The sequence below is a fragment of the Streptomyces sp. SID14478 genome (assembly GCF_010548525.1).
Taxonomy (GTDB): domain Bacteria; phylum Actinomycetota; class Actinomycetes; order Streptomycetales; family Streptomycetaceae; genus Streptomyces.
This window is the reverse complement of sequence record NZ_JAAGMG010000033.1, coordinates 1-26,314: the sequence shown is the minus strand read 5'-3', so window position 1 is coordinate 26,314 and position 26,314 is coordinate 1. Positions and strand designations below refer to the sequence as shown.

The 26,314-nt window shown below is 70.9% G+C and carries 23 protein-coding genes and 2 tRNA genes; 12 read left to right on the top strand and 13 right to left on the bottom strand.

The features are described 5' to 3' along the window. The first annotated feature begins 817 nt into the window (after positions 1-817). Positions 818-1,108, top strand: a complete 291-nt coding sequence (locus G3I40_RS48060; protein ID WP_343244786.1) for a hypothetical protein — start codon at positions 818-820, stop codon at positions 1,106-1,108. Between the two features lie 41 nt (positions 1,109-1,149). On the opposite strand, the gene G3I40_RS01060 is transcribed toward G3I40_RS48060, so the two are convergent. After that, positions 1,150-1,362, bottom strand: coding sequence for a hypothetical protein (locus G3I40_RS01060; protein ID WP_164300234.1), 213 nt, complete (start codon positions 1,360-1,362; stop codon positions 1,150-1,152). Positions 1,363-1,556: 194 nt separating this feature from the next. On the opposite strand from G3I40_RS01060, the gene G3I40_RS01055 reads away from it, so the two are divergent. From G3I40_RS01055 to G3I40_RS01040, 4 genes are all read left to right on the top strand, one after another. Further along, on the top strand, positions 1,557-2,063 hold the full coding sequence (locus G3I40_RS01055; RefSeq protein WP_164300233.1) for a MarR family transcriptional regulator: 507 nt from the start codon (positions 1,557-1,559) through the stop codon (positions 2,061-2,063). A gap of 18 nt (positions 2,064-2,081) precedes the next feature. Further along, complete coding sequence (locus tag G3I40_RS01050) at positions 2,082-4,634, top strand: MFS transporter (RefSeq protein ID WP_164300232.1); 2,553 nt, start codon at positions 2,082-2,084, stop codon at positions 4,632-4,634. Positions 4,635-4,834: 200 nt separating this feature from the next. Then, a complete protein-coding gene (locus G3I40_RS01045; protein WP_164300231.1) occupies positions 4,835-5,653 on the top strand; it encodes a YceI family protein in 819 nt (272 codons plus the stop codon). A gap of 47 nt (positions 5,654-5,700) precedes the next feature. Beyond that, positions 5,701-6,171, top strand: a complete 471-nt coding sequence (locus G3I40_RS01040) for a PPOX class F420-dependent oxidoreductase (RefSeq protein ID WP_164300230.1) — start codon at positions 5,701-5,703, stop codon at positions 6,169-6,171. 92 nt (positions 6,172-6,263) lie between these two features. Here G3I40_RS01040 and G3I40_RS01035 read toward each other — a convergent pair whose 3' ends face one another. Continuing rightward, a complete protein-coding gene (locus G3I40_RS01035; protein ID WP_164300229.1) occupies positions 6,264-7,064 on the bottom strand; it encodes a TetR/AcrR family transcriptional regulator C-terminal domain-containing protein in 801 nt (266 codons plus the stop codon). A 79-nt stretch (positions 7,065-7,143) separates the two neighbouring features. Next, a complete protein-coding gene (locus G3I40_RS01030) occupies positions 7,144-8,664 on the bottom strand; it encodes a DHA2 family efflux MFS transporter permease subunit (RefSeq protein WP_164300228.1) in 1,521 nt (506 codons plus the stop codon). Positions 8,665-8,779: 115 nt separating this feature from the next. Here G3I40_RS01030 and G3I40_RS01025 point away from each other — a divergent pair, with 115 nt between their 5' ends. Next, positions 8,780-9,646 (top strand): endonuclease/exonuclease/phosphatase family protein, encoded by an 867-nt coding sequence (locus G3I40_RS01025; protein WP_164300227.1) that lies wholly within the window; start codon positions 8,780-8,782, stop codon positions 9,644-9,646. A 155-nt stretch (positions 9,647-9,801) separates the two neighbouring features. Here the strand turns inward: G3I40_RS01025 and G3I40_RS01020 are convergent, their stop codons facing one another. The 9 genes from G3I40_RS01020 to G3I40_RS00980 form a co-directional block, all read right to left on the bottom strand. Then, positions 9,802-12,015 (bottom strand): glycosyltransferase family 39 protein, encoded by a 2,214-nt coding sequence (locus tag G3I40_RS01020; protein ID WP_164300226.1) that lies wholly within the window; start codon positions 12,013-12,015, stop codon positions 9,802-9,804. Next, positions 12,012-13,478 (bottom strand): bifunctional glycosyltransferase family 2/GtrA family protein, encoded by a 1,467-nt coding sequence (locus G3I40_RS01015; protein ID WP_164300225.1) that lies wholly within the window; start codon positions 13,476-13,478, stop codon positions 12,012-12,014. Before G3I40_RS01015 ends, G3I40_RS01020 begins: the two co-directional genes overlap by 4 nt. A gap of 26 nt (positions 13,479-13,504) precedes the next feature. After that, positions 13,505-15,001, bottom strand: a complete 1,497-nt coding sequence (locus tag G3I40_RS01010; protein WP_164300238.1) for a HAMP domain-containing sensor histidine kinase — start codon at positions 14,999-15,001, stop codon at positions 13,505-13,507. Between the two features lie 65 nt (positions 15,002-15,066). Continuing rightward, complete coding sequence (locus G3I40_RS01005; RefSeq protein WP_164300224.1) at positions 15,067-15,816, bottom strand: response regulator transcription factor; 750 nt, start codon at positions 15,814-15,816, stop codon at positions 15,067-15,069. 88 nt (positions 15,817-15,904) lie between these two features. Beyond that, positions 15,905-16,600 carry a chitinase gene (locus G3I40_RS01000; RefSeq protein WP_164300237.1) on the bottom strand — a complete coding sequence of 232 codons (696 nt, stop codon included), beginning with the start codon at positions 16,598-16,600 and terminating at the stop codon, positions 15,905-15,907. Positions 16,601-16,769: 169 nt separating this feature from the next. Then, positions 16,770-17,663: an amidohydrolase family protein gene (locus tag G3I40_RS00995; RefSeq protein ID WP_164300223.1), complete on the bottom strand. Its 894-nt coding sequence runs from the start codon at positions 17,661-17,663 to the stop codon at positions 16,770-16,772. Further along, positions 17,656-18,015, bottom strand: coding sequence for an antibiotic biosynthesis monooxygenase (locus G3I40_RS00990; protein WP_164300222.1), 360 nt, complete (start codon positions 18,013-18,015; stop codon positions 17,656-17,658). Before G3I40_RS00990 ends, G3I40_RS00995 begins: the two co-directional genes overlap by 8 nt. Positions 18,016-18,346: 331 nt before the next feature. Next, complete coding sequence (locus G3I40_RS00985) at positions 18,347-19,210, bottom strand: DUF2797 domain-containing protein (RefSeq protein WP_239091444.1); 864 nt, start codon at positions 19,208-19,210, stop codon at positions 18,347-18,349. 94 nt (positions 19,211-19,304) lie between these two features. Next, a tRNA-Arg gene (locus G3I40_RS00980) sits at positions 19,305-19,377 on the bottom strand. 781 nt (positions 19,378-20,158) lie between these two features. On the opposite strand from G3I40_RS00980, the gene G3I40_RS00975 reads away from it, so the two are divergent. From G3I40_RS00975 to G3I40_RS46800, 4 genes are all read left to right on the top strand, one after another. Next, on the top strand, positions 20,159-20,599 hold the full coding sequence (locus G3I40_RS00975) for an amino acid ABC transporter permease (protein WP_164300217.1): 441 nt from the start codon (positions 20,159-20,161) through the stop codon (positions 20,597-20,599). Positions 20,600-20,602: 3 nt separating this feature from the next. Next, positions 20,603-22,534: an alpha/beta hydrolase gene (locus G3I40_RS00970; protein WP_164300220.1), complete on the top strand. Its 1,932-nt coding sequence runs from the start codon at positions 20,603-20,605 to the stop codon at positions 22,532-22,534. After that, positions 22,531-23,112, top strand: coding sequence for a hypothetical protein (locus G3I40_RS00965; RefSeq protein WP_239091443.1), 582 nt, complete (start codon positions 22,531-22,533; stop codon positions 23,110-23,112). The genes G3I40_RS00970 and G3I40_RS00965 overlap by 4 nt, the downstream gene beginning before the upstream one ends. A gap of 278 nt (positions 23,113-23,390) precedes the next feature. After that, positions 23,391-23,588, top strand: a complete 198-nt coding sequence (locus tag G3I40_RS46800; RefSeq protein WP_239091442.1) for a hypothetical protein — start codon at positions 23,391-23,393, stop codon at positions 23,586-23,588. A gap of 63 nt (positions 23,589-23,651) precedes the next feature. Here the strand turns inward: G3I40_RS46800 and G3I40_RS00955 are convergent. After that, positions 23,652-23,742 (bottom strand) — tRNA-Ser (locus G3I40_RS00955). Between the two features lie 159 nt (positions 23,743-23,901). Between G3I40_RS00955 and G3I40_RS00950 the strand changes: the two genes are divergently transcribed. Both G3I40_RS00950 and G3I40_RS00945 read left to right on the top strand, forming a co-directional pair. Beyond that, positions 23,902-24,384, top strand: a complete 483-nt coding sequence (locus G3I40_RS00950) for an SSI family serine proteinase inhibitor (RefSeq protein ID WP_164300219.1) — start codon at positions 23,902-23,904, stop codon at positions 24,382-24,384. Positions 24,385-24,587: 203 nt separating this feature from the next. Continuing rightward, a partial coding sequence (locus tag G3I40_RS00945) for a PAS domain-containing protein (RefSeq protein WP_164300218.1) occupies positions 24,588-26,314 on the top strand: 1,727 nt, incomplete at its 3' end.

Here is a 26,314-nt window from a genome sequence, read left to right as displayed (position 1 = left end):
GCCCCCGCCTTGGGCAGTCTGCCGCCTGGGGCGGCAGGGTGGGCAAGGCGGCACCCCAGCGCCGGGTCACCGTCAGCATCGGGGCGGACATCAGCGCGGGGATGGTGGCGGCCAGCGCCGGGCAACCGTCAGCATCCGGGCGCGCATCAGCGCGGAGGTCGGTGGCGGCCAGCGCCGGGCAACCGTCAGCATCCGGGCGCGCATCAGCGCGGAGGTCGGTGGCGGCCAGCGCCGGGCGACCGTCAGGGGGCTGTTACCCCTACCGGTGAGGGGTTCCTTTTGTTGTGGGGTTCCTAATTGACGGGGCGTCAGACACACTGGCGCGATGTTGCGGACTTGGGTGCGAGGGCGTCGTGGGGCCGCCGTGGGTGCCGCCTCGGTGGCCGTGGTGTGTCTGGGCGCGGGGGCCGCCGTCGGTTTCGGCGGGGGCGACGGGCGGGACCCGTACGTCGCCGTGGGGGCTGCCGGAGGGTCGCCCGGTGAGTCGGGGGCCGGCGTCGCGCCCACCGGCAAGGTGCGGCTCGTGCCGTTGGACTCCGCCCCGCCCAAGTCATCGGAGTCATCGAAATCGCCCGGGTCGGCCAAGTCGCCGAAGGCGCCGAAGTCGCATGGTGCGTCGAAGGACTCGGAGTCGCCGGGGCGGGCCCCCGGGGCGTCGGCGTCGGCCTCGTCCCGTAAGGGTGGGGGCGCTGCCGTGGAGGGAACGCGGGGCGGTCTAGGTGCGGGGAACCCGGGGGGTGCGCCCGGGAGTTCGGCGCCCGGGAGTCCGGCCGGTGGGGGCGGGGCGACGGCTCCGGCCGGGCCCGCTGCCCTCAAGGTGGGCACGCCCGAGCTGAAGGGCACCGACAAGCGGTGGTGCCAGGACGTGACGCTGGCGCTGCGCAACTCCGGTGGCAGCGCCGTGCGTTCGGGCACGGTGACGTTCGGGACGCACATCATCGGCGGGCTCGGGATCGACTGGGCGACCATCGAGTCCACCGAGAAGCTCCCCGTGCCCATCGCGGCCGGGGCCGAGACCAAGAAGACCTGGACGGTGTGCGTCGACTCCTGGCGCGTACCGCTGGGGATGCACCTGGAGACCCGCGACGTCTCCGTCGACTGGAAGTAGCCGAATCGACCTCGCGGGCCTGAACTACGGGTGCGTACGCGCTACTTGAGCGCGAGCCACGCCACCGCCGCGATCACGATGACGGCGACCACGATGCCGACGATCAGACCCGCGCTCGGGCCGGACTTCACCGGAGCCGCCTGCGCGCGCGTAGTAGGGGTGCCGCCCTCGTCGACGAAGGCGCGGAACATCTGGGTGCTGCCCGCGGGGTCGTAGTTGCCTTCGGGGCCCGGGCCCTGGGGGTTGTGTGCCATGGGGCAGGACCCTAGCGAATCGGCGCGACGGGCGCCACAGTCCGCTCATAGGTCACTTGAGCTGCAGTTTTACTCTTCCACACCTTGCCTTTGCCGTTATTTTAGGGTCGAACGCCCCTTTTAGTTTGCCTGCGGCAACCAACTGCTTCTATGGTTGCCGCAAGCAACAAATAAGGTTTTGGTCAGGAGGTGCTGTGGCAGCGCAGCGTCATTACGACGAACTCGCCCGACAGCTCAGTGCCTTCGGCGCCGTCAAAAGGGATATGGCGCGCATCCTGCCCCACGACTGCCCGGCCGGCTCGGCCGCCGTCCTCACGCTCCTCGAGCGGTACGGCGACATGCGGATGAGCAAGCTCGCCGAGCTGCTGGCCGTGGACATGTCCGTGGCCAGCCGGCACGTGGCCCACGCCGCCGACCGCGGCTGGATCGAGCGCCTCCCCGACCCCGCCGACAAGCGCTCGCGCATCCTCACGCTCACTGCCGAGGGGCACGAGCGGATGGAGGACCTCGCCGTGCGGACGACACAGTTGCTCGCCGTGCGGCTGAGCGACTGGTCCGACGACGAGGTCGGCCAGTTGATCGCCCTCATGTCGCGACTGCGCGACAGCTTCGGGGACTGCCGGACGACGACGTCCCGCGGCCATGTCCCCGTCGCCGCGGAGGCTTCCGCTGCAGTTCAGACCACCCGTACACCCGCGTAACGTAAGAAAAGGACTCCCATGGCAACATCCACACCGTCCGGTGTGCGGGGCAGCCATGCCGCCAAGCACGGAGGCCATGCCCCCGACGCCGGCGCTCCGATGACGCACCGTCAGATCATGGAGGCGCTGTCCGGGCTGCTGCTCGGCATGTTCGTCGCGATCCTGTCGTCGACGATCGTCACCAACGCTCTCCCCGAGATCGTCGGCGACCTCGGCGGCGGCCAGTCCGCCTACACCTGGGTCGTCACCGCCTCGCTGCTCGCGATGACGGCGACCACGCCCCTGTGGGGCAAGCTCGCCGACATCTTCAGCAAGAAGGCGCTCGTCCAGATAGCCCTGATCGTCTACGTCGGCGGCTCGGTCGTGGCGGGGCTCTCGCAGAACCCCAGCATGCTGATCGCCTGCCGCGTGGTCCAGGGCATCGGCGTGGGCGGTCTGTCCGCCCTCGCGCAGATCGTGATGGCCGCGATGATCTCCCCGCGCGAGCGGGGCCGCTACTCCGGCTACCTCGGTGCGACCTTCGCCGTCGCCACCGTCGGCGGCCCGCTGCTCGGCGGTGTCATCACCGACACCTCGTGGCTCGGCTGGCGCTGGTGCTTCTACGTCGGCGTGCCCTTCGCGATCATCGCGCTCATCGTCCTGCAGAAGACGCTGAAGCTCCCCACGGTCAGGCGTGACAACGTCAAGGTCGACTGGGCCGGTGCCTTCTTCATCACCGCCGCGGTCTGCACCCTGCTCCTGTGGGTGACCTTCGCCGACGACAAGTACGACTGGATGTCGTGGCAGACCGGCGCGATGGTGGGCGGCGCGGTCGTGCTCGCCCTGATCTTCATCCTCGTGGAGAGCAAGGCCGCCGAGCCGATCATCCCGCTGCGGCTCTTCCGCAACCGCACCATCACGCTCGCCTCGATCGCCTCGCTCTTCGTGGGCGTCGCGATGTTCACGGGCACCGTGTTCTTCTCGCAGTACTTCCAGCTGGCGCGCGGCAAGTCGCCGACGATGTCCGGTGTCATGACGATCCCGATGATCGGCGGCCTGTTCATCGCGTCGACCGTCGCGGGCCAGGTCATCACCAAGACCGGCAAGTGGAAGGCGTGGCTGGTCTCCGGCGGCGTGCTCATCACGGCGGGCCTCGGCCTGCTCGGCACGATCCGCTACGACACCGCCTACTGGCACGTCGCGATCTACATGGCCCTCATGGGTCTCGGCATCGGCATGATGATGCAGAACCTCGTGCTCTGCACCCAGAACCAGGTCGCCCCGCAGGACATCGGCTCGGCCAGCTCCACGGTCACCTTCTTCCGCTCCCTCGGTGGTGCGATGGGTGTCTCGGCGCTCGGTTCGATCATGTCGACGCGGATCTCGCACTACGTCACGGACGGCCTCGCCGACCTCGGCCCCAAGGGCGCGGCCCTCGGCCACGCCGGCACCGGCGGCGGCGCCATCCCGGACCTGGACAGGCTGCCCGCGCCGCTGCGCACCATCATGGAGAGCTCCTACGGGCACGGCATCGCCGACGTCTTCCTGATCGCCGCGCCGATCGCCCTGCTCGCTCTTCTCGCCACACTGTTCATCAAGGAGGTTCCGCTGCGTACGACGGGCGGCCTGGACCAGGCCAAGCAGACCGAGACGCCGGCTTCCGGCGCCCCCGCCACCACCCCCGCCGAGGCCCCGGCCGCCACCCCTGCTCCCGTCGAGGAGCGGATGCCGAGCCTGGTCGGCGCGGGAGCACCCGCCGCCGACACGCAGACCCAGCGGCTCGCCGCCGTCGCGTCCGTCGCCGGTGACGTGCCGGCGCAGACCACGGGCAACGGCACCGCGGTCCGCGGCTACGTCCGCGGCAACGAGTCCGCACCGGTCTCCCGCGCGGCGATCACGCTGATCTCGCTCGGCGGACGGCAGCTGGGCCGCGCGGTGGCCCAGGGCGACGGCTCGTACACGGTCGACGCCCCCGGGGCCGGCTCGTACGTGCTGATCGCCTCGGCCGACGGCTACCAGCCGCAGGCCTCCACCGTCGTCGTCGGCGAGGAGCCGGTCACGTACGACATCCTGCTGAGCGGCACGAGCGGACTCAGCGGTGTGGTCAAGGCCGCCGAGACCAAGGCGCCCGTCATCGGCGCCATGGTGATCGTGACCGATGTGCGCGGCGACGTGCTCGCCACCGGACTCTCCGGCCAGGACGGCGAGTTCACCTTCGCCGAGCTGGTGCCCGGCCCGGTGACCGTCGCGGTGAACGCGGCCGGACACCGTCCGCAGGCGCTGCCCGTCGAGGTCGCCGGCACGGGTGTCACCCGCATCGACGTCGAGCTGAACTCCGGCTCCCAGGTGCAGGGCACCGTGCGGGCCGCGGGCCACGGCCTCAACGACGCGCGGGTCACGCTGATCGACGCCGCCGGCAACGTGGTCGCGACCTCGACCACCGGTGACGACGGCGCGTACGCCTTCACCGACCTGGACGGCGGCGAGTACACGGTCATCGCGACCGGCTACCCGCCGGTGGCCTCGCACCTGACCGTGCAGGGCAGTGGCGTCGACAGCCACGACATCGAGCTCTCCCACCCGGGCGAGTAGCGAGCGCCGGGCCGGGCGGTCCGCGTTTCGAGCGGAGACGCGGACCGCCCCCGGCCCGGTGGTGAGAATGGGCCCCGGACCCGGTGGCGTCGTCAACGGCAGGGGACGGCCGAAGACGTCACGGGCCGGGGCCCTTTCACGTGGGGGATGTCCTCAATTCCCTTACGTATATGAGTACTTGAGCTAGGAGATGTGGACGCATGGGACTGAGCGCGCGGATCCGGACGCGGGACGGGTGGGCTCTGCCGCACGCCGTCGTCACGGTGACCGACATGACGGGCGCGCAGGTGCTGCGGGCCGAGGCCGACGACGAGGGCGCCGTGCACGACGCGTCCGCCCTCACCCCGGGTCCGTACACCGTGATCGTGACCGCCGTCGGGTACGCGCCCGCGGCGTCCACCGCCATGGTGACGGCGACCGGCCGCGCCGAGGTCGGCACCGTGGTGCTGGCCCGGCAGGGCGGCGCGGAGCTGCCGCCGCCCGGGCCCTGGACGGTCGACCCGGCGCACTCCACGGTCGCCGCCACCGCGCAGCACCTGGGGATCACGTCCGTGCACGGGCGGTTCACCGACTTCACGGCGCGCGTCGACATCGCGCAGGACGTGGAGAAGTCCCGGGTCGAGGCCGTCATCAGGTCGGCGTCCATCGACACGGGCAACGGCATGCGCGACGGTCACCTGAAGTCCCCGGACTTCCTGGACGTCGAGACGTACCCCGAGCTGACCTACCGCTCGACCGGCCTGAGCCCGGCGGGCCCGGACCGCTGGACGGTGCACGGCGAGCTGACCATGCGCGGCGTGGTCCGCCAGGTGGACCTCGACCTGAGCTACCTCGGCACCGGCGCCGACCCGTGGGGCGGCACGCGCGCCGCGTTCAAGGCGGTCGCCGAGCTGAAGCGCGAGGACTTCGCCATGAACTACAACCAGGTCGTCCAGGCCGGCATCGCGGCGATCGGCGCGACGCTGAAGGTGGAGCTCGACATCCAGGCGGTCCAGGGCGACGCGCTGCCCACCGTGTGACCGTGGCGGGGGCGGGCGCGGGGACCGCGGGTAATTAGGGTGGGGGCATGGCTCCGAACATCGCGACCAACACCCGTGTGTCCCTCGCCGAGTTGCTCGACTTCGTACGCCCCCGCCACCGCGCCCTGCTGATCACCGCCCGCGCCGACGGCACCCCGCAGGCCTCGCCGCTGACCTGCGGGGTCGACGACTCCGGGCGGATCGTCGTGTCCACCTACCCCGAGCGTGCCAAGACCCGTAACGCCAAGCGGAACCCGCGCGTGAGCGTCCTCGTCCTCAGCGACGAGTGGAACGGCCCCTGGGTCCAGGTCGACGGCACCGCCGAGGTCCTCGACTCCCCCGACTCGGTCGAGCCGCTGGTGGAGTACTTCCGCAACATCTCGGGCGAGCACCCGGACTGGGACGAGTACCGCGCGGCGATGCTCAAGCAGGGCAAGTCCCTCATCCGCATCACCCCCGAGAAGTGGGGCCCCCTCGCCACCGGCGGCTTCCCGGCGCGACTGGCCGAGGAGGGCTGAGGCGCCACCCCCACCCGCCACCATCCCGGACCTCGCCCGCAGGACGGGCGGGGTCCGGGCGGCACGGGAGGGAAGGCGGCGCCTGCAGGCGGTCAGGAGGTGCGGGTCTCCTGGGCGACCAGGGCCTCGATGCCCGCGACGAGCAGGTCGAGCGCCACCTGGAAGTCGGCGTCGCGCATCTCCTCGACCGACTGCCCGTCCTCCGCGGCCGCCCGCATGTCCTCGGCGTGCCGGAAGTCCTCGGCCATCTCGGCCGGCACCCGGAACGCCGACATCGCCTCGTGGAAGTACTCGTCCTGCGACATCCCCGCGTCGGCGCACCGCTGCCGGAAGTGGCCCTCGATGGTGCCGTAGCCGTACACGAACTGGAAGACGGACGCGATGGCACCGCGCTGTCGCGTCAGCGAGAGGCCGGTGGCGGCGATGACCCGCTGGACCGCGCGGGAGAACTCCAGCGAATTCGGCCCGATGTTGAGGTAGTTGCCCAGCTGCGCCGAGCACCAGGGGTGGCGCACGATCAACGCCCGGTAGGTGGCGGCCAGTTCGCGCACGTGGTCCCGCCAGTCCCCGGCGTCGACGGCCTGCGGGCCCGGCACCACCATCTCGCCGAAGATCCGGTCGAGGGCGAGTTCCAGCAGGTCGTCCTTGGTGTCGACGTACCAGTACACGGACATCGCGGTGACCCCGAGCTCGCCCGCGAGGCGCCGCATGGAGAACTTGGCCAGCCCCTCGGCGTCGAGCAGCCTGACCGTGGCCTCGGTGATCCGCTCCCGGTCCAGGCCACTGGGCTGCTCGCTGCGCCGGCTGCGCGAAGCCCTGGTTCCGGAGTTCGGCGACTCGTCGAGCCAGACGCTCATCCGCGCCTGCTTCGCGCGGTCGGCTGGCTTGGCCATGGCGTACCTTCCCAGGAGTTCCTCGTCCGCGGGCGGGGGCGGCCCCATTCGGAACCCGCCCGTCCGCCCGCTCTTGATGCTATGCGGAAGCCACCACCGCTGAGTCTGCCCTCTCCGCCCGCCGCAGCAACGCCGCGGCCAGCAGTCCCCCGACGAACACGGCAGCGGCACCGACCAACTGACTGGTCTCCAGGCCGGAGGAGAACGCGTCCGCGATACGGGCCTTCTGCCCGGCGGAGTCCGCCGCGGCGAGCGCCGCGGGCAGCGAGGCCGCCGAGACCGAGACGAGCGCGGCGAACCGGGCGTTGAGCACCGCGCCGAGCACGGCGACGCCGAGGCCGTTGCCGAACTCCGCGAGCGTGCCGTTGACGCCCGCGCCGACGCCCGCCTTCTCCGGCGGGATCGCGCTCATGATGGCGTTGGCCATGGCGGGCATCGCGAAGGCGATGCCCACGCCCATGACGACCAGGCCGAACAGCATCCCGCCGTAGCTGTCCCCGCCGAGCACGGCGATCGCCACGAGCCCCGCCGCAAGGCAGCTCATGCCGGCCGCGATGGTGATCGGCGTGCCGATCCGGGCGAGCAGCTTGGCGCCGACGCCGGTGAGGTTCAGGGCGACGATGGTCAGCGCCAGCGGCGCCGTGCGCAGCCCCGCCTCCAACGGCTCGTACCCGAGCACGAATTGGAGGTGCTGAGTGAGCAGGAACAGCGAGCCGCCCATCCCGAAGGCGACCAGGATCGCCCCGGCCACCGCACCCGTGAACTTCTGGTTGCGGAAGAAGTGCATGTCCAGCATCGGGTACGGGATGCGCAGCTCCCACACCACGAACGCCGCCATGAAGACGAGTCCGACGGCCGCCGAGGTGAGCGTGGTGGCCGAGGTCCAGCCCTTGTCGGGGCCGTTGATGATCGCGTAGACGACACCGGTCATGCCGATGGTGGAGAGTACCGCGCCGAGCAGGTCGGGCCGGTCGCCGCGGGGGTTCTTCGACTCCGGCACGAGCGCCACGACGGCGACGAGGCCGATGACCGCGACCGGGATGTTGATGAGGAAGATCGCGCCCCACCAGAAGTGGTCCAGCATCAGGCCGCCGAGCAGCGGGCCGACGGCGAACCCGAGCGAGTTCACGGTCGCCCACAGGCCGATCGCCTTGACCCGCTCGCTGTCGTCGAAGATCTGCACGACGACGGCGAGGGTGGTCGTCATCAGCAGCGCACCGCCGACGCCCATGCCCGCGCGGGCGGCGATCAACTGCCCGGTGGACCCGGCGAGTCCGGCCACCAGCGAGCCGACGCCGAACAGCACGAGGCCCGCCGCGAGCATCTTCTTGCGGCCGTAGCGGTCGGCGGTGGAACCGGCGGTGAGCAGCAGCCCGGACTGCACGAGCGAGTAGGCGCTGATCACCCACTGGATGTCGGACGTCGACGCGTGCAGCTCCCTGGTCAGGGAGGGGATCGCGACGTTCAGGACGGTGTTGTCGAGCAGCACGGTGAGCTGCGCGAGGCAGATGACGCCCAGGATCAGCCACCGCTGGGGATGGCCTCCGGTCGGGCCGGACTGCATGGCGTGATCCGCATTCTCGGCGGTCGTGGCCGTCATGCGTCCCCCTGTTCTTCTACGGTGTATGGCACTGCGTGTCGACATGCACCGTAAGGGATAAGACGTACGGCGTACAAGAAGGTTTTCCGCGGGCCGTTCCGGATACGGTTCCGGCATGCCGATACGCAGCCGCGCACTGACCCAACTGACCTTGTCCGCAGCGCTGTTGACCCTGGCGGTGGGGTCGCCGCCCGCCTCGGCCGCGAGCGGCGGACACGGCGCGGCGGCGCTGCGGATCGCCACGTACAACATCCACGCCGGGTCCGGCATGGACAACGTCTTCGACCTCGACCGGCAGGCCGCGGCGCTGCGGGCGCTCCACGCGGACGTCATCGGCCTCCAGGAGGTCGACGTGCACTGGGACCCGCGCAGCCAGAACCTCGACGTGGCGCGCGAGCTGGCGAAGCGGCTCGGGATGCGGGTGTCGTTCGCCCCGATCTACAGCCTCGACCCGCAGGCCGCGGGCGGACCGCGACGCGAGTACGGGGTGGCCGTGCTGTCCCGCTATCCGGTCCGGGCCGCCGCCAACCACGAGATCACCCGGCTGTCCACGCAGGACCCGAACCCGGTGCCGGCGCCCGCGCCCGGGTTCGGCGAGGTCACGCTGAAGGTGCGCGGAGTGCCCCTGCAGGTGTTCGTGACCCACCTCGACTACCGGGCGGACCCGTCGGTACGGGTCGCACAGGTCGCGGACACCCGGCGGATCATGGCCGCAGAGCGGCGTGCCGTACCGGGCGCGCGCCAGGTGCTGCTCGGCGACTTCAACGCGGCTCCCTCCGCGCCGGAACTGGCGCCGTTGTGGAAGGAGTTGACGGACGCGGGCCCCGCGAGCGGGGGCTCGTACCCGGCCGACGCGCCGGTGCAGCGGATCGACTACGTGGCGGTGGGGGAGGGCGTACGGGTGCGGTCCGCGGTGGTGCCGGACGAGGCGGCGGCGTCGGACCACCGGCCGGTGGTCGCGGAGGTCGCACTGCGCCGGTAGGGCCGGTGCCGCGACAGAGCTGTGCCGGTGCAGCTGCACCGCGAAGGCTGCGTAGATGGAATAGAGCTGCGTAGATGGAGCGGCCGACAGAGCTGCGCCGATGGACGCGGAGGGCCCGCCCCTCCCTCGGGAGGGGCGGGCCTACGGTGGCGTCGTCAGCTCTTCGGCCGGGTCAGGTCGTAGAACGTGGCGTCCCCGACCGTCACCTTCTTGAAGTTGTCCTCCACCCATGACGTGATCTTGGACGCCGACCCGGAGCCCGAACCGCCCGTGCCGCCGCCGGACCCGCCGCCGATGAAGTAGTGGATCTTGCCGTCCGCCACATACCGCTTGAACTGGGCCGGCGTCGGGGACGGGTCCGTGCCGTTGAAGCCGCTGATCGCCATCACCGGGGCGCCGGTGGCCAGTTGGTAGCTGGCCTGGTTCTGGGAGCCGACCGCGGCCGCCGCCCAGGTGTAGTCCTCGGCGTTCTCCTGCAGGAGCTTCTTGGCCTTGCCGGAGACGGTGGCGCCGTTGAGCAGGCCACCCATGCCGCCCATGCCGCCGCGGCCGGCTCCGCCACCGCCTTCGCCTGCGCCCATACGGCCGGGCATGGCTCCCTGCTTCTGGTTCGGCTGCTGATTCGGGCTCTGGTTCTGGTTCGGTTGGTTCTGGTTCGGCTGATTCTGGTTCGGTTGGTTCGGCTGGTTCTGGTTCTGGTTCTGCTGCCGGCCGGGCATGCCTCCGCCGGGGAAGCCGCCCTTGCCTCCCCCGCCTCCGCCCCCGGGGCCGCCGGGGCCTCCGCCCATGCCGCCCCTCATGCTCGCGCCGGACGGGCCGGCCGTCACGATCGAGCCGGTGTGCCCGGTGTTCAGCGTGCTGACGGTGTACGCGGTCGGGCCCGCGAGGGAGGCGACCACGCCCAGCCCGACCGCGCCGATCGCCAGTCGGCGGTCGAGCCGGCCGACGAAGGCGAGGCCGAGGCCCGCCACGAGCCCGCCGACCAGCACGAACCAGCGCAGCCACGGCAGGTGGTCCGGCGTCCGGCCGAGCAGCACGTACCCCCACACCCCCGTGACGCCGACGGCCACTCCTAGCGTCGCGGAGGCCGCGATCCGGGCCCGCTCCTCCCACAGGACCGTGACGCCCATGCCGATCAGCGCCGCGATGTACGGGGCCAGGGCCACCGTGTAGTACTGGTGGAAGATGCCGGCCATGAAGCTGAAGACCAGGCCGGTGGTGACCAGCGAACCGCCCCACGCGAGGAACGCGGCGCGCGCGGTGTCCGTCCGCCGGGCCGTCCACGTCAGGACGACGCCCGCGACGAAGAGGATCAGCGCGGCCGGGATCAGCCAGGAGATCTGGCCGCCGGTCTCCGAGTCGAACATCCGGCCGAGACCGGTCTCGCCCCACTGACCGGTACTGCCGCCCATGCCGCCGCCCCCGCCGCCGACGGAGCCGGTCTCCTCGCCGTTGATGCGGCCGAGGCCGTTGTAGCCGAAGGTCAGTTCAAGGAACGAGTTGTGCTGGGAGCCGCCGATGTACGGGCGCGAGGACGCGGGCCACAGCGTGACGATCGCCACCCACCAGCCGCCCGCGACGGTCATCACGAGCCCGGACAGGGCGAGTTGGCCCAGCCGCCTGCGGAACCGGCCCGGCGCGAGGACCGCGTAGAGCACGGTGAGCGGCGGCAGGACCAAGAAGGCCTGCAGGGTCTTCGTCAGGAAGGCGAGGCCGACGGCCGCACCCGCCCAGAGCAGCCACTTCGTGCGGCCGTGCTCCATGGCGCGCAGTACGCAGGCGACCGTGACGGTCATCAGCAGGGCGAGCAGGGCGTCCGGGTTGTTGAAGCGGAACATCAGCGCGGCGACCGGGACCGTCGCGAGCACGAGCACGGTGATCAGGCCCGCGGCGGCGCTGAACCGGCGGCGTACGGCCCCGTACAGGACGCCTGCCGTGGCCACGCCCATCAGCACCTCGGGCAGGAGGATCGCCCACGAGTTCAGGCCGAGGATCCGCACCGACAGGCCCATCGGCCACAGCGCGGCCGGGGGCTTGTCGACGGTGATGGCGTTCGCCGCGTCGGACGAGCCGAAGAAGAACGCCTTCCAGCTCTCGCTGCCCGCCTGGGCGGCCGCCGAGTAGAAGGAGTTGGCGTAGCCGGACGCCGACAGGTTCCAGAGGTAGGCGAGGGCGAGGGCGGCGAGCAGACCGAGGAAGGCCGGGCGCACCCAGCGCGCGTCCTCGGGCCGGCCGCGCCACACGCGCCGCACGAACCGGTCCCGGGGGCGGCCGTGGCCGCCGACCGCGGGAGGCGACCCGGCGGGCACCACGGGAACGGCACCGGGAGCGGGCGCGCCGCCGGGAGCGGGCGGGAGGTCTGTGGTCATCGCGGAGTCCTGGGATCGAGGTCGAGATCGAGGTCATGGCCGTGGCCGTGGCCGTGGGCCTGGGCGCGGTCTTGGGCCTGGTCAAGGGCGTGAGCCTGGTCAAGGGCGTGGGCGCGTACCGGGTGGAACCGCGCGCCCGCGTCGTCCCGGGCCTGCGGAGCCGGCGGATCCGGTACGGGGGCGGCGGGGGCCGAGGAGGTGCGCTCGGGGAAGACCCAGGCGCGGAAGAGCAGGAAGCGCAGGACGGTGCCCGCGAGGTTGGCCGCGATGAGCACGGCCAGCTCGGTGGCGTGCGAGGGGTCGCCGGAGGCGGCGTGCAGGGCGGCCAGCGAACCGCTGGTCAGCGCCCATCCGATGCCGAAGACGACGATGCCCTGGGCCTGGTGGCGCACGGCTCCGGCGCTGCCGCGCACCCCGAAGGTGAGACGCCGGTTGACGGCGGTGTTGGCGAGCGCCGAGACGAACAGGGCGAGCGCGTTGGCGGCCTGCGCCCCGCAGAACGTACGGAAGCCGGAGTAGAGCAGGAGGTACAGCAGTGTCGACAGGGCGCCGACGACACAGAACCCGACGAGCTGGCGGGCCAACCCTCCTGGCACGCCCGGCAGTTGGCGGTCGCGGGGATCGTCGCCGAAGGGGCGTGCGAGCCGGTCCAGCGGGAGCGAGCCGGTCGCGAGGGCCTTGCCGACGCGCCACACGCCCTTGAGATCGTCGGTGGCCGTCCGCACGATGTGGACGGTCGAGTCCGGGTCGTCGACCCAGTCGACGGGCACTTCGTGGATGCGCAGGCCCGCGCGTTCGGCGAGCACCAGCATCTCCGTGTCGAAGAACCAGCCGGTGTCCTCCACCAGGGGCAGCAGCACCTGCGCGACCTCGCGCCGGATCGCCTTGAAGCCGCACTGGGCGTCGGAGAAGCGGGCCTGGAGCGAACCGCGCAGGATGAGGTTGTAGGCGCGCGAGATGAACTCCCGCTTCGTGCCGCGCACCACCCGGGAGGAACGGGCGAGCCGCGATCCGATGGCGAGGTCCGAGTGGCCCGAGATCAGCGGCGCCACCAGCGGGAGCAGCGCGTTCAGGTCGGTGGACAGGTCGACGTCCATGTAGGCGAGGACCGGGGCGTCGGACGCCGACCACACGGTCCGCAGGGCGCGCCCGCGCCCCTTCTGTTCCAGCCGTCGGTAGCGGACCTCGGGCAGTTCCCCCGTCAGCCCGTGCGCCACCTGGGGCGTGGTGTCCGTGGAGGCGTTGTCCGCGACGGTGATGCGGAAGCGGTAGGGGAAGGTGCCGACCAGGTGGTGGTGGAGCCGGCGCACACACGCGCCGAGGTCCTTCTCCTCGTTGTAGACGGGGATGACGACGTCCAGGACCGGAACGTCGCCGCTGCCCACGGGAAGGTGCTCGCGCGCGGGCAGCGCCCCGAACCTCGCGGCGGTGGGGCCGGGGCCCTCGGAAGAGTCGGTTCGCATACCGGCGACATTCGCCAACTGCCCTGTTAACGCTGTGTGGTGAGGCTTTGCTCTGCCTGTGAGTACCCGGCCGGCTCGTCGTGCAGCGGCAGATGCACCGTGAACACGGTCCTGCCGGGCACGCTGTCGACGGTGACAGCCCCACCGTGGGCGGCCGCGACGGCCTGCACGATGGCGAGCCCGAGCCCGGTGGATCCGGCCTTGCGGGAGCGCGAGGAGTCGCCGCGCGCGAACCGCTCGAAGACGTGCGGCAGCAGCTCGGCGGGGATGCCGGGCCCGTCGTCGCGCACGTCGAGGCAGACCCACGGGCCGTGCCGGTGGACGCGGGCGGTGACGGCGGTGCCGGGCGGGGTGTGCGTCCGGGCGTTCGCGAACAGGTTCACGAGGACCTGGTGCAGGCGCGCGGAATCGGCATGGACGGTGGCCGGCTCGTCGGGCAGCTCCAGGCGCCACTTGTGGTCCTGCCCTGCGGCGCGGGCGTCGCTCAGCGCGTCGACGACGAGGGGCGACACGTCGGTCGGCGCGTACGAGAGCGGCCGGCCGGCGTCGAGCCGGGCGAGCAGCAGCAGGTCCTCGACCAGCCCGGTCATCCGGTGTGCCTCGGACTCGATGCGGCCCAGCGCGTGCCGGGTGTCGGGCCCCTGCTCCTCGCGTCCGCGGCGGGTCAGCTCGGCGTAGCCCCGGATGGAGGCGAGCGGCGTGCGCAGCTCGTGGCTGGCGTCCGCGACGAACTGCCGCACCCGCGTCTCGCTCTGCTGGCGCGACTGGAGGGCCCCGTGCACGTGGTCGAGCATGCGGTTGAGCGCGGCGCCGACCTGCCCGACCTCGGTCCCGGGATCGGCCTCTGCGTCGGGGACGCGTTCGTAGAGGGTGACTTCGCCGCTGTGCAGGGGGAGTTCGGAGACGCGGGTCGCCGTGGCGGCGACGCGGCGCAGGGGGCGGAGGTTGACGCCGACGATGATCGCGCCGGCCACGCCCGCCGCGACCAGCGCGGCCGCGGCGACGCACAGCTCGGTGACGACGAGCGCGTCGACGGTGCTGTCGACCTCGGAGGTGGGGCGGCCCACGTAGTAGTCCCCGTTGGTGCCGGAGACGTACTCGACGCGATAGGAACCGAGACCGGGCAGGTCGACGGTGGCCTTGCCCTTGTCGGTCCTGGGCACGGCGGCCAGCGCCCGCAGCCCGCCGGCCGAGAGGTCCTCGGTGCCGGTCTCCTTGCCGCCCGACGCGTTCGTCCGGTCGACGCTGATCTTCCCCTCGGTGGCCTGGCCGTCGCTGACCTCGGCGCCGATGGTGCCCACCGGTGAGCCCATGGTGACGAACGCCAGCTCGTCGCCATGGCCCTGTGCACCGCCCGGCACCTGCGGGTCCAGTGGCCCCTTGCCGGAGAGCCCGCCGGGCAGGTGCTTCGGCCCCGCCGCCCGCATCGCTATGTTCGACACCTGCTCGTCCAGCTGGTGGTACAGGTACGAGTGCAGCGAGACCGTCGACACGACGCCGATCACGGACGCCACGACGGCCATCAGGGCCACCGTGGAGACGACGAGCCGGGTGCGCAGCGTCCTGGGGCGCCCCCCGCCCCCGCGGCTCACGACACCGTCGTCGCAGCCGGCTTGATCAGGTAGCCGGCCCCGCGGCGCGTGTGGATCATCGGCTCACGCCCGGCGTCGATCTTGCGCCGCAGGTAGGAGATGTACAGCTCGACGACGTTGGCCTGCCCGCCGAAGTCGTAGCTCCACACGCGGTCCAGGATCTGCGCCTTGCTGAGCACGCGCCGCGGATTGCGCATGAGGAAGCGCAGCAGCTCGAACTCGGTGGCGGTGAGGTGGATGTGGGCACCGCCGCGCGACACCTCGTGGCTGTCCTCGTCGAGCAGGAGATCGCCCACGACGAGCACGGAGTCGCTGCGGCGGTCGGCCGCGCCGGTCCTGCGGATCAGTCCGCGCAGCCGTGCGACGACCTCCTCCAGGCTGAACGGCTTGGTGACGTAGTCGTCGCCGCCCGCGGTCAGCCCGGCGATCCGGTCCTCGACGGCGTCCTTGGCGGTCAGGAACAGCACGGGGACGTCGGGCAGCTCGCGGCGCATCCGCCCGAGCACGCTCAGCCCGTCCATGTCCGGCAGCATCATGTCGAGGACGACGGCGTCGGGGCGGAACTCGCGCGCGGTCTGCACGGCTCCGGCCCCGTCACCGGCGGTCCGGATCTGCCAGCCCTCGTAGCGCAGGGCCATGGACAGCAGCTCGGTGATGGACTGCTCGTCGTCCACGACAAGCACCCGGACGGGGCTCCCGTCCGGCCTCAGCAGTTCGGTACGCCCCTGGGGCGAGGTCGTGGTCATGGTGCAACCCTGCGGGCGGCCTCTGAGAACATCCTTTCCCGAACCTGTGAATAGCCTGAGAAACGCACAGGCGCCTCTCAGGCGCCGCTCAGCAGGTCAGTCCGCGACCGGGCGCGACGTGCAGGACCCGGGTGAAGGAGACGTACAGGTCGACCCGGTGCCGCATCTGCGCGGCGTTCCCGCCGTCGCACTCCGCGGTCCCGTTCAGACTGCGGATCGTCTCGCCGAACCCGGCCCGCGACACCATCGCGTCGTGCCCGGTCATGGTCCCCGGCCCGGTCTGCGTGTTCCAGTACCAAAGGGCGGTCATCCAGGCCACGGCCGGATCCTGTTCGACGAGCCAGGGGTTGTGCAGCAGATCGATGCCCAGGGCGTCGCCCGCGGCCTTGTAGTTGAAGTTCCAGCTGAGCATGATCGCGCCGCGCCCGTAGTAGGCGTCGTGCCCGGCGGGACACCCGTAGCTCTGGGTCTCGTCGCAGAAGATCGGGTACGTCGACGTGTTCTGCGCGACGACGTAGTACAGCCCGCCCGTCTCATGGCTGACGTTGGCGAGGAAGGCGGCGGCCTCCCGCTTGCGCAGCGCGCTGCCGCCGGTGTGCGCGAAGCGCGGGTACGCCTCGGTGGCCTCGACCAGGCCCTCGTACGTGAAGAAGGAGTTCCGCTCGGGGAACATCCGCTCGAACTGCGCCTCGCTGACGACGAACCGCCCCTTGCCGTGCGGGGCGGCGGCGGACGCCGGGCCCGGCACGACGACCGCGCCGAGCAGTCCGACCGCGGCGGCCATCACCCACAGCACACACCGTCTCAACACACCTGCTCCTCCGGGTAGTCGGCCTGGCCCGGCCACTTGGTCTGGACCAATAGGTTCGCGCCCTACTTACCCATCTCCCACGGAGCCCACTCGCCACCGCCGAAGCCCACTTGCCGCTCGCCTCGCCCGTCCTTCGCGGTCCTCACTCGAGGAACAGCTCCGCGCCGTTCCGGTAGCACACGGCCCGCACCCACTCGCTCCCGAAGCCCAGCCGCTCGATCGCCTCCAGCTGATGCACGTACGGATAGGGGATGTTGGGAAAGTCGCTGCCGAGCAGCACGCGGTCCCCGAGGTCCCGCAGGCGCCCCAACTCCGCGCGGGGAAAGGGCATTTTGCGCTCGCAGAAATCGGTGAAGGCCATCGTCGTGTCGAGCCGGACCTCCTGGTGACGCTCGGCCAGGTCCAGGAACTGCGCGTACTCCGGCATCCCCAGATGCGCCACGACGAGCGGCAGCCGCGGATGCCGCTCCAGGACCCGCGCCATCGGCTCGGGCCCGGTGTGCTTGCCGGGCGCGGGCCCCGAACCGCAGTGCGTCACGACGGGCACCCCGGCCTCGGCGAGCAGCCCCCAGACGGGATCGAGCAGCGGATCGTTCGGGTCGTACGCGCCCACCTGCACATGCGCCTTGAACACCCGGGCCCCGGCCTCGATCGCCCGCCGCACGTACGCCTCCGCGCCCGGCTCGGGAAAGAAGGTGGCGGTGTGCAGACAGTCCGGGGTGCGGGCGGCGAAGTCGGCGGCCCACCCGTTGAGCCACTCGGCCATCCCGGCCTTGTGCGGATACAGCATGGACGTGAAGGCGACGACCCCGAACTCCCGCAGCCGCGCCAGCCGTTGCTCCTCTTCCTCCCGGTACGTGATCGGCCACTCGCTCCCGACGAGCGGCCCGGCCGCGTCGAAGTACGCCCACACCTTGCGCAGCACCCGGTCCGGCATGAAGTGCGTGTGCACGTCGACGAGCCCGGGCAGCCCGTGCCGCGCGCGGAAGCCCGCGACGAGCTCCGCCTCCCGCGGGCCCGCGCCCGGCCTAGTCACGCGCGAACCCGTGGCTGCGCTCCACCTCGGCGATGTGCACGGTGTACTGCTCGTACCACTCGGCCCGCCCCTGCTGCTGCGCCGCCCGGTGCTCGCCGACGGACCGCCACCGCTCGATGGCCGCGACGTCCCGGAAGTACGAGACGGTGATCCCGAGCCCCCCGGGCGTCCGCGCGGACTCGTGCCCGAGATACCCCGGCATCTGCGCCACCAGCTCATCCATCCGGTCGGCGGTCTCCCCGTACCCGCGGTCCCCCGGCGTGCGGACGGAGCTGAACACCACGACGTAATAAGGCAGTTCGAAGGCCGGCAACGGCCGCGCGGCGACAGGCGCCCCGACGTGATCACTCATGCCCCCACGGTCACCCGCCCCCTTCCGCCCTGTCCACCCTTTCCGACATCCCGGCGCCGGGGTCTCCTGACCAGGACCCCAGCAAGCCTGGATCGGCCCGACCCGCCCGCCCGGCCGGGCTGGATCGGCCCGACCCGCCCGGCCGGCCCGATCCAGGCGGCAGACGGCAGACGGCAGACCACAAGTGCCGGGTGACGGACGACGGACGACGGGCGACGGGCGACGGGCAACGGGCGACGGGCGACGGGCAACGGGCAACAGGTCACCGGCATCAGGTCACCGGCAATAGGTCACCGGCGGCAAGGGGCCACCGGCGGCAAGGCCACAGCCGCTAGAACAGCCCGCCCTGCACCGCGGGCACCTCCCGCACCACGACCCCCTCCCCACTCGCGTCCCCGGCCGCCCGCTCCAGCGGCCAGCCGGCCATCACTCGCGTGTCCACCACGAGCCGCCGCCCACCCGGCTCGACGAGATGCAGATCGGGCCCGGCCGCCGCGGTGACCGTCCCCGCCACCAGGGCCCCTTCGGCGAGCCCGCTCACCACCGCGTCCACCCGGTCGATCGCGCGGAGCCCGAACACCTCCCCGTGATCCACGACCCGGCACGGCAGCGGCTCCAGCGACTCGGGCCACCCGCCCCCGAGCCCGCTGGCGACGGCATGCGCCCGCTCCACCTCGGCGCGCCGCGCGTCCGCCCCGGGAAGCACCGCCCTGACCCCGCGCTTCTTCTCGTACGGAATCCGGTCGGGCACCCCGAGCGCCACCCGCAACAGCTCCTCGGCCCGCCGAGCCGCCATCAGGGGCCCGCGCCCCAGCCACGTGAAACAGACGGCCCCTTGCTCCAGCAGCCTGGCGTTCCCCCTCCCCACCCCCGTGATCCCCACCTTCACGAGTCCGTCCCCGAACCACGCCAGATACACGTGGTACGGCCGCGGATCATCGGCCATGGTGTCCGCGGCGACGGACCGCGCCCGGTCGATCCCCGCACACTCCGCGCACTGCGCCCGCGTCCCGCGCACCGGAACGGCCTCCCGCCCCGGACACGGCGTCCGCCGCCCCGCGCGCCACACCCCGAGACACCTCCGCGGCCCCCCGACCCGAAAGGCGACGGCTTCCCCGAACCCCACCCCGCTCTCCCGCTCGCCCCCGTCGCCCCCTGTCCACCCGAACCCCGGCCCACCCGCGCCCCACCGCATCCCGGTGCACCACCACGTCATACGGCCAGCATGACGCAGCCCACTGACAACACGAAGAAGCCCCCGGAGGATCTCCGGGGGCTTCTTCTCTATGTGCACTCGGCAGGATTCGAACCTGCAACCTTCTGATCCGTAGTCAGATGCTCTATCCGTTAAGCTACGAGTGCTTGTCTTTGGTTTTTGCCTTCGCTCCCCGGCCTTTCGGCCCGTTCGCGGCGACAGGAAGAACATTACATGACTGCCGCCGCCATGTGAAATCCGTTAGCCGCACCCGTTGTGAGCTGCGAAAACGACCCCCTGGACGGCGAGAACGACGAAGCCCCGGTCCTCAGGGACCGGGGCTTCGGATCTTGCTGCGGAGGCGGAGGGATTTGAACCCTCGATGGGATGTAAGTCGCGCTCACGAGCCCGGGCGATCCGGGCCCGGCTGACATGTACCCGCTGCCGGACCTCCCGGTGAAGGCATTGGCGAAGCCGTCGGCGTCGCCGTCCACCGGGTACGCAGGTGGCAGCGAGCGCCAGGCCGCAAACCGCAGCTCGTCGGCGAGCACGGCAACATGGGTTGCCGCCGGGGCCAATGTCGTCGTGGTGGTCGGTGTGGTGGCTGCGTTCGCGATCGTGCGCAGACGCAAGCGAGGGTTGGAATCCGCACAGGTTGCCCCACTCGCAGGCCCCGTACGGGTTCCCGCCGTCGTATGGCCCGACCAGCACGAACCCGCAGGACGAGCACCGACGGTATTGAGTCACACTCCAATCCGGCCTGCATGTTTCTGGCACTTGGTACGGGTCTAGGTAGAGATACTCAGGCCCGGATTTGAGTGATCGCACGGACGCGTCACGACTACAACTCTTCGTAGTGTGACGTTCAGTCACCGCGCCCATCACCGCACGGTGGGCGGGAGAACCCCGGTCGTCGGACTCCGGGGGAGACGGGGAGGGAGTCCGCGCATGGCGTGGGACGAGTGGGAGCAGCTAAAAGCAGACGCTGCCGAGCGGCACACCACCCAGATGCAGCTCAACAGCACTCAGGGCGATGGCGGTTTCGCCAAGTCGGCGGGCGGTGGCGTCGACATCCTCGAGCACAGCCGAGGCCCGTGGGCGAGTGCGGCACGGACATCTGACGACCTGCACGGCAGCACCACCGCCGCACGCAGTGATCTGGCGAAGGCCCACGACGGAATGGGCGGCGGGCTCGAGGGATTGGCCAGCATCACCTCCGTCAAGGCCGTGAGCAAGTCGTGGCAGGACCGTCTCGGGCGTGTCCGCGATGAGTGCCGCAGCTTGGAGCCCAAACTGCGGCAGGTCGCGATCGATCTGGGCGAAGCTGACGCCGAAGTGAGCAACAAGGCCAAGGCTGTGACCGTGCCGGGCACGAGGAGGGGCGAGTAAGCCGTGTCCAAGGACTCCGCACTGACCTGGCAGCAGCTTCGGGACCTCAAGCTGGCGGAACTGACCGATGCCGCCGATGGCTGGGGCGCTGCCTCCAAGTTTGCCGACCACGCCCGTGAGCGGGTCGACGGTGACATGAGTGGCAAACTCTCCAAGACTCAGAATTCCGAGTCCTACGACTCCGCAGTCAAACGACTGAAGAGACTCAGCGAGAACTACCACTACATCCACACCGAGGCGGGCCTCATCCGCGGCACCCTCGACGCATTTGCCACCGAACTCGGCGCGCCACAGAATCGTCTGATCGGCGCCCTTGATGAGGCATTCACACTCGGCTTCACCGTCAACGAGTTCGGCGGTGTCACCTACCCTGCGGGCGGCACGAACGGGGCCAGCGGGGGCCCAGTGCCCGGCGGGGCAGTGATGGGCGGTGACGGTACGAGCAAGTCCGGCACGGGCCACAGCGGCCTGGACGGTAATGGCAGATACGACCCGGTGTATGGACCCGCCGGCGCCGGGATGACGAGCCCGAACCCCAACCGGGCAAAAGCTCAGGACATTGCCGACCGGATCGCTCACGCGGTACGCGAAGCCCGCGAGATCGACGACCGATACAGCCCGACCATCCTCAAGTTCAAGGCAGCGCCCGGTCTCGCCGTTGACAGGAAGACATGGGCGGACGTCGCCTCCGACGCCGATAACCTGTCGGTGACCGCCGACGACTACATCAAGAAGCACATCCCGCTCGATGGGTCGCCGACTGACCGTAAGAAGTGGTGGGACGAGCTCAGCCAGTCTCAGCGCGACGAGTACATGTCCGCGTTCCCCGAGGTGATCGGGAACCTGGACGGGATCCCGGCCACCGTCCGAGACGAGGCCAACCGCGAGAACCTCCAGATGCTCATCGGCCAGTTGAGTCAGAGCAATGCCGGTGACGCGAAGGAGAAAATGGACGCGATGGTGAAGATCCAGTCGCAGCTGGAGGCTCCGCATCAAAAGCACCAGATGTACCTGCTGGGCATCGGCGACGAAGGCAACGGCCGTGCCATCGTCGCCTACGGCAATCCGGACACGGCCAAGAACGTCGCCGCATACGTCCCAGGGCTCGAAACACGCTTGGACACCAAGTTCGTCGACGGCACGATGTCCCGCGCTCTGGACACTGCCATCGGTGCGGCCGAGATGGACCGACACACTCCGACGTCCTCGATCGTGTGGCTCGGGTACGACGCGCCTCAGCTGTCCGTCGACGACCTCACCTCCCACAGAAGCGTGCTGTTCCGGGAAGATGCGATGGCCGGCGCCCCGAAGTACAACGAGTTCATGGCCGGTATCTCCGCGGCCAATGAGCACCATTCCGACGCGCACGTGACCGCTATCGGGCACTCGTACGGCTCCCTGACGGTGGGGGAAGCCGCCCAGGCCAAGGGCGGCATTCCCGGCGCTGACGACATTGTCCTGGTCGGAAGCCCGGGGACCGGAGCAGACGATGCGTCTGAACTCAACGTCGGCAAGGGACACGTCTACGTCGGCGCGGCAGAGAACGACGCCGTCACAAAACTCCCTCCGGGCTCCGTTGCGGCCGGCACCGCCGCAGGGGCTACCGCGCACGGCGCTTCCGGGTTCGTGCGCGGTGGCGGGATGGGCCTGGGAGGCTTGATCAATGGGTTCGCAGGAACCATCGAGGGCGGAATCAGCGGGCACCACCAGGCAGCGGCAGATGCACCGGACAGGAACTGGTTCGGCACCGACCCCGCCAACCACTCGTTCGGAGCGACGCGATTCCAGGTGGCTGACGGGCTCCCCCTCACAGAGGGGGGATTCGACGCACACTCGAACTACTTCAACCGAACCAAGGATCTGACGTCGGCGGACAACATCGCCAACGTCGTCGTCGGGCACCCCGGCGCACTCACCCTGGAGCAACCTCGATGAAGAAGGCCCTCACGGCCGTCCTGCTAGCTTCGTGCCTCTTCTCGATTGCCTCCTGTAACTCACTGGACAAGTCTGCAGAGAAGAAGCCCAAGATGAACATGCAACAGGCCGCAGAACAGGCGGACGACATCCTCGACAAGACCTTCGCGGCCGTCAAGCCCCCAGTTCATTGGACGCACAGCGACACGACCGCCCGCGAGTGCGACGTTTCCCGCCGTCGGGCTGTCATGACCATCATTTCCAAGGAACGCCGAGGAAGCTTCTTGGGTGTCGTGGAGCGCTTCTGGAAGGCGCAGGGCTACAAGCAGACGTCGCACAACTCCGACCCTGAGTATCCGGCGACGTACTTCCAGACGCCCTCGGGCTACCAGGTTCGACTCAGGATCGGCAGCGACGGGCAGGGCTTCTTCGAGGTGGCTACTCCCTGCGTGAAGCACTCCGAGGTCGATCCACCCAAGTCCAAGACTGTCGGCCCGGACTACTCCAGTGGCTCGTATGTCGGACAGGAGATCCCGGCCCCCAACGTCCGCTCCGACTTCTGGTCGCTGGACAAGCCGGTCCCCGCCGGCGGGTCGTGACACATCTGCGTTGCGGGGCTGCCTGTCGCAGGCTGCCTCCTAGCGCCAGCATTCCGGCCACGGCAGTGCAACCCCCTCGTTGGTGGAGAGCGCATCCGGCCACGGCCAAGCAAGTTCCATCGGCCAGATCAGATGGGAAGGACGTGGTCCAGCAGCGGCGGGCGGCCACTGAGCCGAGGACACGAGGAACCGAGGGCGCGGCGGACAGCCTCCGGGTAGCCGGAGGACAGCCTCGACGTCCCGGCGGATTGCCTCGAAGAGCACACGGCGCGGCCACGATGCTGATCCCGGCCGGCGTCGACGACAAGTTCGTGTCCGAGGTGCTCGGCCACGCGTCAGTCAATTTCACCAAGGACGTGTACGCGGTCGTCGCCGAGGAGATGGCGACGGACGCCACACGCCGGATCGCGGCCTTCATCCCGCGTCAGAACCGCCCCGCAGCGGTTGGTGCCATCAACGTGCCATCAGGCTCGTAAAAACGCCTCCAGGAATGACTCAGGGCGCCCATCCCATTAAGGATGAACGCCCTGGTCAGCAAGCGGAGGCGGAGGGATTTGAACCCTCGATGGGATGTAAGTCCCAAACCGCATTAGCAGTGCGGCGCCATAGACCGGACTAGGCGACGCCTCCAGCACAACCGTTCGCGCGAGCGCGATGTGGTGCGTGCAGATGATGACACAGCTGAGCGCCGTGTCACCAATCGCCCCCCACGGTACTAGGAGGGCAGGCCAGAGGGCAAAGCCCATTGCCGGGCGCAACGTCACGGCGGGCCCGCGCGTTAGGCACGGCATGTTCTCGCCACGCCTCGCGTCCCGCCTGCTGGTCACCGCCGCCGCCTCCGTCGCCGCCCTCGCGGCCCTGCCCGTCGCCGCGCACGCCGACACCGGGCCGATCCGGATGCCGCCGCCCCCGTTCGGCTCGCCGGACATGCCCGTCGCGCCCGGCGGCGACCACCTGACCGTCACCGTCGTCGACTCGGGCACCGGCAACGACGGCACGTCCGAGCTGGAGTGCGGGCCCGACGGAGGCACCCACGCCGACCCCGCCGCGGCCTGCGCACGCCTCGACGAGCTGGCCGGCGACGGCCAGGACCCGTTCGCACCGGTACCCGACGGGGCGTTCTGCACGATGCAGTACGGCGGCAACGCCACCGCGCACATCACCGGCACCTGGCACGCGCGGGCCGTCGACGCCTCGTACTCCTTGGCCAACGGCTGTGAGATCTCGCGGTGGAACGCGCTGCGCCCCGTGCTGCCTGCGACTGCTCCGTGACCGTGGGTCCCGCGGTCACGCCTTCGTGACCGCGCCCTTTCGGGATCCCCACATCCTCTACGTGGGCTCCCTCTCATCCGGCGTCGCGAGCGCAACCTCTGCCCGTAGACTCCCTCCCGTGACACGCTGCGCGACGCGAGGCAAGATGGCCCGCACGGTCAGCGAGTCGCGGTAAAGCGGTACATCAGGGAGGAAGCGTCGTCGTGAGCAGCAGGCCATCCCGAGGCGCTGCTCGCCTCGCAGCCATACTCGATGCGCTCCCGGATGCATTGGTGCTGGTCAACACCAACGGGACGGTCGTCAACGCCAATTCGATCGCCCTGGAGGCCTTCGAGGCGCCGGGCACCGCTCTGGTGGGGCGCGGACTGCTCGATCTGCTGCCGGAGTTCGACTCCCGGCTGATTCCCGGATCGATGCGGAGCCCCGACACGGTGACCGACGAGCGCGGGCGGACGAAGCCGACGCGCATGGTCGCCCGGCGGACCGACGGCAGCGACTTCCCGGTCGAGGTCACCAGCGCCAACCTCGCCGACAGCGCGCGGGACGCGGTGGATCCGTACGGCACGGGCGGCGGCAACTACAGCGGTTCCGAGCTGCTCATGCTCGTCGTGCGCGATCTGTCGGGGACCGTCGACACCGAGGCCGAGCTGGCCCGTTCGCAGCGCCAGACCGAGATGATCCTGCGGGCCGCCGCGGAAGGCGTGGTCGGTACCGACACCGATGGGCGGATCGTCCTCGTCAATCCCGCCGCCGCACAGATCCTCGGCTTCCGTGCCAGCGATCTCGGCGGACAGGAACTGCACCCGCTCGTCCTGCACTCGCGGGCCGACGGCGAACCCTTCGCCTACGAGGACTCGCCGCTCGCCGACACCTTGCGCTCCGGGCGCAAGCACCGGGTGCGCGGCCAGGTCCTGTGGGACCGCAAGGGCGAGAAGGTGCCCGTCGACATGACGACGGCACCGGTGCGCGACGGCGAACAACTGGTCGGCGCCGTTCTGACGTTCACCGACCGGCGCCCCTACGACAAGCTGGTCACCGAGCACGCCGAGGAGATCGCCCGGCGCGACGAGGCGGCCGAGCGGGAGCGCGAGGAGCGCGCCGCCGAGCTGGAGCGGGTGCGCGAGGAGCTGAGCGCCGAGCTCGCCGCCGTGCACGAGCAGCAGGCCGAGGAGCTGTCCGCCGAGCGGGAGCGGGGCGCCGCCTTCGCCGAGCGGGAGAAGGACCGCTACGAGGAACTCGCCGCGCGCCACTCGCAGCTGCTCGCCGTCCTCGGCCAGTCGCTGCGCGGGCCGCTCGACGAGCTGCGCCGCGAACTGGGGCAATTGGCCGCGGACGACGCCGGCCAGCTGTGGCCCGAGGCGAACCAGGTCCTGCACCACCTGTCCGCGGGCTACTCGCGGATCACGACGCTCGTCGACAACGTGCTCGCCTACCAGCTCCTCGACGAGGGCGGCGAGCAGTTGGCCCGTACGCCGGTGCTCCTCGACGCCGTCGTCGCGGCCGGTGTCGACGGGGCCGTGGAGCTGATCGGGCCGGGCCGTGTCCAGTTCGCCGTGCACGCGCCGCCCATCGAGGCCGAGGTCGACGCGGGCCGGCTCGCCACCGCGTTGGCGCACCTGATCGCCGACGTCGCCGGGATCGACGCCACGGGCAACGCGCGGGTCCCCGCCGTCGCCGGGTACGTCGACTCGACCGTCGTCGTCGCGGCCGCGCAGCGCGGCGAGAGCGTACGTATCGAGGTACGCGGCCCGTACGCGGGCGGTGACCCGGTGCACGAGCCGATCGTGCGGGGCATCGTGCGGGCGCACGGCGGAGTGCTGCAGACGCACGAGATGCCCGGGATGGGCGGCAGCGCGTACGTGCTCGAGGTGCCGATCGGCAGTGGCGCCGGGGTGGTGGCCCCGGCCCCCGTCGAGCCGACGCCGGAGCC